The organism is Metabacillus niabensis (assembly GCF_902829255.1).
GTDB classification, from domain to species: domain Bacteria; phylum Bacillota; class Bacilli; order Bacillales; family Bacillaceae; genus Metabacillus; species Metabacillus niabensis.
The window spans coordinates 1-5,983 of record NZ_CADEPK010000375.1 but is presented as its reverse complement, the minus strand read 5'-3'; the positions used below and the strand labels follow the sequence as shown (position 1 = coordinate 5,983).

The following is a 5,983-nucleotide window of genomic DNA, read 5'->3' as shown; positions in this document are numbered from 1 at the left end:
TTCCATATCATATGAGGAAAATGCACTTTCGATATATTCAATATTTGAGTAATGGGCATGTAAGCAACCTAATCTTTTTTTCAATTCTATTCCACCTCTAATTTATTTCAGATTATTCTATCAGTATATATATGGAAATGTCTATAAAAATTAAGATAAATGTCCTTTATCTTCTCACAACCTTGTACTCTAAGGAGTATAAAAAAATTTTTCAATCCTACAATAGAAGAAATACATAGAATATTTGATATTGGATACATTAACTTTTGATTAGGTTTCTAGTTGGGACGTTATGTAAAAGGACAGTAAAAAAATTTCATATTGGACTACAGTGATTATGACATAATATTTGCGTTTTTAGTTTGAAAGCAAAACAAAGAATCGTTACAACAGTCTTAGATAACAACGAAATTGAGGTGATAGAGTGGATGAAACTAAAATAAAGCTTACATCATCTGAGATAGGAACACTTTGGGGTGAGTATATTATCGGAACGATGACTGATGTAGTAAATAAATATATGGTTACTATTATAGAGGACGAGGAAATTAAAATCCTTTTCGAAGAAGCTATTAAAACATTCGAAAAACAAAAGCAGCAAATTACTACTTTTATCGAAAATGAAGGTTTTCCGACTCCAATTGGATTTAATGAATCCGATCTTTTTAAAGGTAAACCGAGATTGTTTTCTGATATATTTTGTTTGAATTATTTACATATAATGACGTTACATGGATTGCTAGGACATAGCACTTCGTTAGGTGTTTCTGTTAGAAAAGACTTAAGGTATTTTTACGATTCATGTGATAATGACGCGAAAAAGATGTATCACCAAACAATTGAATTATTGCTTGAAAAAGGGAATTTTCAAAGAGATCCATTATTTTATCCAGCTAATAATCCTCAATATGTTTCCAGCAAGAATTTCAAAGATGGATTTTTTGGGAAAGGTAGAACATTAGCTGCAACAGAAATTATTAGTATTTCTTTCAACCTTAAAAAAAGTATAATGGCAAAAACGCTTTCTATCGCATTCAGTCAAGTCACTCAAAGTAAGGAAGTCCGAAAGTTTTTAACTGATGTCGAAAAAACTTCAGACGGTCAAATTAAAACATTTGCAAAAATTATGCAAACAGATAATTTACCAGTTCCGAAATCCTGGGAAACAGAAGTGACAACATCAACGGAATCTCCTTTTTCCGATAAGCTTATGCTATATCATATGGGATTCTTGTTCCAAGCAGCACAAAACTATCATGGAGCAGGTTTAGCATCAGCCATGAGGACAGATCTTGTGGCTGCTTATGAAAGTACAATTCTAAATAATCTAAGGGTTACAAAAAATTGGTTTGATTTAATGGTACAAAATAAGTGGTTAGAACAACCACCACTTGCCCCAAATAGAAAAGAAATAGCAAAGGAAAGAAAGTAACCTATATAGGAAATACCGTTAATAATTCGCAAATGTCTCTACTGTTTCAAGTTCGAGATTATTCCTTTTAAAGTTTGAGTCTTATTTAATAAATAGGAGTAACGTGTTAAGTTTCCTACGTTGCTCCGTTAAACTTTTGTCTTACAAAGATATTTTATGTTTTAAACCCGTAAGTAAAACTTATCTTGATATGATCCCCTAAAAACATTCGTACTTTCACTACAAACTTTTCAAGAGATTTTCAACGTCTGCTCTATCAAGAGAACCCCAGATTACCTGTGGTACTTTGGCTGGACGTTCATTTCTGCTCCAGTTACATCCGGCATTTGGAAGCAATATTTGAAACGAGCCTTTTTTTCTTTTAAAACTATAATAGATGGTTCTCTTTTGAAATTCGTTTAACACAATGCCTCTTTTTTCATTAACATAAACGATAATTGTTGGAGAAAATTTATTCAAACATAGAAATTCCAGGATCCTGATCATAACAATGAACAAGCATCGCATGTAATTGCCCCCTGTGATGATAAACGTGTGCCAATATTTCCAAAAGCCACTCATATCTTGAATAAGTCAAACCCCAATAGGATGTTGTTTCGGTTAAAAGCTCTTCTTCTGTTAGTTTCCTACAATTACTTTTTAATGCTTTTAAATTTATTAGTAAACCTTCCTTTATTGATTCTAATGAATTATAAGATACTTCTGAATAAAAATCCTCCATGTCTTCTTTAGACGCCTCATTTGCAATACGCCAATCAGCTTCACAAATTACGACTAAATGCTCAAGCAATTCACCGATCGAATGCTTATTAGGCGTAGGTCTTTTTTGCAAATCTTCTTCTGATAAATTATCGATGATTTTGATAATTGTGTTTACTGCTACTTCAATTTGGTGAATGACACTTACGTAGTACATAATTACTCCTTAATTATTCGACATTTGTTAACTCGAGGATTCAATAATTGCTTGTTAGTTTGATAGTTTGCCTATGCAATTTGATGAAAAACGATTAAAACTTATAGTTGTTAAATCCGTAAGTGATTCTCAAAGCTATTTGTAATAATTTGTCTGTTTTATGAGAAACTAAAAGAAAACAAAGGAGAAGTAGAAATGAAAAAAATATCGATATTGTTTTTAGTAGCTTTGTTTTCCTTATCGTTTTTCTCGACAAATGCTCAAGCAAAATTAACATTAGAGGAAGAAACGTACATAAAAACTATTACTGAAGACTTTGTTAAAACACATAACATTAACTTGAATAATTATCGACTCTTCGACATTCGAGAAGTGCTATCCAAAAAGGAGACCCTTAAGCCGAAAGATAAATCACTATTAAATATTTCTCGAAGGATAGTTCAGAAACAACATTTTATTGATTGTAGCCCAATATTTTATTTAAATAAAACAAAAACGAAAGGAAATATATTAGAGAAAGGGCTAAATGGTATGAACAGCTTATATAATTTGTCCTATGATAAACCTAAGGAAAATTGGATCATAGTGAAGAAAACGAGCAAAATGGGTTCAGACTTAGTTGATTTAGGATTAATAAAAGGAAATAAATAAATGTTTGTTAATGGGAGCCTATTTATTTTTTTAAGCTTTTTTCTTTTCGTTAGAAAATTGCTTTTCTTCAATTGTAGTAAAGCATACGAATAATCGCTAATTATTCTCAAATGGTAATGACATGATATACTGTTCACCAATTGGTCCAATTTTCCGCTTACCTGTATCTTTAAATCCTACTTTTGTGTACAATTTCTGTGCAGGAACATTTTTATGATTTACTGCTAAGACGATTTCATCACATGGAGGAAATTCCTCTTTAACAAAGTCTTTTAGTAAGAGCATTCCTTGTTTAGCATATCCTTTGCCTTGATGTGCACGATTAACAGATAGGGACGTTAACAGCATTGCATTTGGATTTTCGGAGTACTCCTTAACTCTTTCCGTACTATGTAAAATAAAGAAACCTACAGGTTCATTCTTACTCAGAATAACAATCCGAAATTGACCATCAGCCACCTCCAGGCTATTACTTGGTAGTGAAGTGAACTGTTCCTGTTCACTTGGAAGCTTATAGGATTTTAATGCTTCTACATGTTCATTTGAAAAATGTGTTAACTTTACATACTCTTCTTTTTCCATAAAAATACAGCACCTCCTTATTAGGTACTAATATCATTTCATCTATTCCTGGAAATTAACAACCTAGTTAAATATGAATATATCACTTGAGATCCAAATGAAATTGTCCTATTTCTTGTTGTTATTTTGACTGAATAAGGCCAAAGCCTATTCCCGTAGGGTCAATCAAATATGCAAGAAAAAAATCATCAAACTCCATCTTATTTCTTACTACCCTAGCCCCATTTTCTTTTGCTTTAGAAATAGCTTCATCAATCGAATCAACCTTAATTTGCATGCGTGTACCGTGTGGAAAATCAACAGGACCTTTACTTATTCCAGCATTAATGCTACCTTCTCCTGAATATTTATTAATAGAAATAGCCCAATAATCCCAATTTTGTTCATAAATATCCCACCCAAAAACATTAGAATAAAATGTAATTGCTTTTTCCGGATCCTGACTACTTATTTCAAATCCAACAATTTCTCCCACTTGTAGTTCTCCCTTCTAAATTTAGAGTTCCACTATTCCTATTTTTAACTACTATCTGTATAACAGAGAGGTAAAGATTTTATATTAGCTGCATAATATTTAACCCATAAATAGGATAGCGTAATAAAAGATATGCGTGATAGCAGAAACGAACTGTACTAATTAATAATTTCTCATCTTGCAAAAGATTTTCAAAATTTTTGTGCCTTCTCAGCATCTTTTAGTGTGATCGCTAAATCATTTGTGAACTAGTTGGAAAGATTGTACTGAAAAAGCATCAGAATGCATGCCTAGCGAATTTCTGTTTAGTTGTGCAAAGATGTACATTCTTTTGCCTCTGCTAAAAAAATACGAACTCTAGATTTCCAGACATTTTTCAGTAAGATTAAGCTTGAAAAACCCTTGCTCCTAATACATTTCCATAAAATCTCACAGCAACTTTCCGTTTTCTGGTCATTAATTTAATAATCAAATAATTTAACAAATAAACCGAACGTATATTCGCAATATATCATATTTTTCAAATATATAAAAGTAAAAACTTTAAAATATTTTGCTTAGTATATAATGAGTTTCTGTGGATATAGGGCATTTACATTCTAAATTTTGTATATTGAATTTTTTCCTTTACATATTGAAATCCATATAGGAGCAATGATTTAAGGAAAAATATCATCGATAATTGGTATTTTGGTAAGCGAATTAACGAAGCGATTCCTAGCTTTTTTAACCAATCAACCATGAATAAGGTAAAGAATGAATCAACAATAAAGTTTATGATTGTGTAAAAAATAAACCTACCATAGGTTAGCTTTAATATCCACATTGAGCCGATAAGGAACGGACCCCATAAAAAAGGTACGATCCCTGATACGTTTGGGATCAATTTTTCGTACCACCACCACCATTTTCGTTTTCTAGCAATGACATCCTCTACTGCAACGACTAAAGATATAAATATCCCTGCTGGTAAAAATCTTTTAATCGAGTCTTTTCCTAACAAAGGAAACGTTAACCAAGAGAGAACAACCATTAACAATAATAATGACTTTGAGTACTTCATCTTTACAAATTTCATCGTGTATCCTCCTATTTGTATCCATATGGAATAATATTCCCAAAGATAGGAGAAATATAAGAAATTAGTATTTATCTGTTTAAGTATAATAATGTTTTTTTGAATACTTTAAGAACACTTCCGCAGTAAACCAGTGCAACTAACAACTCTGTGCTCTTTAAAAAAGCATCAAAGTCTTTATATCGCTTCTATTTTATCGACACTCATTTTGTCTAGTTATTTTTTTGACATAGGTTTGGAAATTGCACTTTTTCCCCATAATTGATCATACAACCTTTTATTAAGGGCCAGCAGCAGTATTCAAATTTTACTATGGGGTGATAGCATGGCATTACAGAGAACATTTATTATGGTAAAGCCTGACGGGGTCAAACGAGGTTTAATTGGTGAAATCATAAAACGATTTGAACAAAAAGGTTTCACATTATTAAATGCAGAGCTTATGACAATAAATCGAACGAAGGCAGAATATCATTACACGGAACATAAAGACAAGCCATTTTTCGGTGAATTAGTTGATTTTATTACGTCTGGTCCAGTTTTTGCGATGGTTTGGGAAGGAGAAAATATCATTGAGGTTTCACGTCTCATGATTGGAAAGACAAGCCCAGCGGAAGCGGCACCTGGTACGATCCGTGGAGATTTTGCAAATACAAAAGCAGAAAATGTAATTCACGGTTCAGATTCTCTCCTAAGTGCAGAACGTGAAATTGAAAATTTCTTCGGTCTCCTCAAAAGAAATATTGCTGACGATGATTTCCGATACGAGGATCGGCAATCAATGTGAAAGTAAATACCAGTTTTCGGCTGGTATTTTTCTTGTTTTACCAAAAAACAAATAATTAATAT

At 32.0% G+C, this 5,983-nt stretch carries 7 protein-coding genes; 3 read left to right on the top strand and 4 right to left on the bottom strand.

Going from position 1 to position 5,983, the window contains the following annotated elements; all coding sequences use genetic code 11:
* Positions 1–424: 424 nt before the first annotated feature.
* Positions 425–1,432 (top strand): DUF3231 family protein, encoded by a 1,008-nt coding sequence (locus HU235_RS21975; RefSeq protein WP_174881592.1) that lies wholly within the window; start codon positions 425–427, stop codon positions 1,430–1,432.
* 451 nt (positions 1,433–1,883) lie between these two features.
* Here the strand turns inward: HU235_RS21975 and HU235_RS21970 are convergent, their stop codons facing one another.
* Positions 1,884–2,348: a DinB family protein gene (locus HU235_RS21970; protein ID WP_095300165.1), complete on the bottom strand. Its 465-nt coding sequence runs from the start codon at positions 2,346–2,348 to the stop codon at positions 1,884–1,886.
* A 195-nt stretch (positions 2,349–2,543) separates the two neighbouring features.
* Between HU235_RS21970 and HU235_RS21965 the strand changes: the two genes are divergently transcribed.
* A complete protein-coding gene (locus HU235_RS21965) occupies positions 2,544–2,999 on the top strand; it encodes a hypothetical protein (protein ID WP_174881591.1) in 456 nt (151 codons plus the stop codon).
* A 96-nt stretch (positions 3,000–3,095) separates the two neighbouring features.
* Here the strand turns inward: HU235_RS21965 and HU235_RS21960 are convergent, their stop codons facing one another.
* The 3 genes from HU235_RS21960 to HU235_RS21950 form a co-directional block, all read right to left on the bottom strand.
* Positions 3,096–3,581, bottom strand: coding sequence for a GNAT family N-acetyltransferase (locus HU235_RS21960; protein ID WP_174881590.1), 486 nt, complete (start codon positions 3,579–3,581; stop codon positions 3,096–3,098).
* Positions 3,582–3,702: 121 nt separating this feature from the next.
* Positions 3,703–4,056, bottom strand: a complete 354-nt coding sequence (locus HU235_RS21955) for a VOC family protein (protein ID WP_174881589.1) — start codon at positions 4,054–4,056, stop codon at positions 3,703–3,705.
* A 592-nt stretch (positions 4,057–4,648) separates the two neighbouring features.
* Positions 4,649–5,134, bottom strand: a complete 486-nt coding sequence (locus HU235_RS21950) for a hypothetical protein (protein ID WP_233452358.1) — start codon at positions 5,132–5,134, stop codon at positions 4,649–4,651.
* A gap of 325 nt (positions 5,135–5,459) precedes the next feature.
* Between HU235_RS21950 and ndk the strand changes: the two genes are divergently transcribed.
* Positions 5,460–5,921: a nucleoside-diphosphate kinase gene (ndk, locus tag HU235_RS21945; protein ID WP_174881588.1), complete on the top strand. Its 462-nt coding sequence runs from the start codon at positions 5,460–5,462 to the stop codon at positions 5,919–5,921.
* The last annotated feature ends 62 nt before the right edge of the window (positions 5,922–5,983 follow it).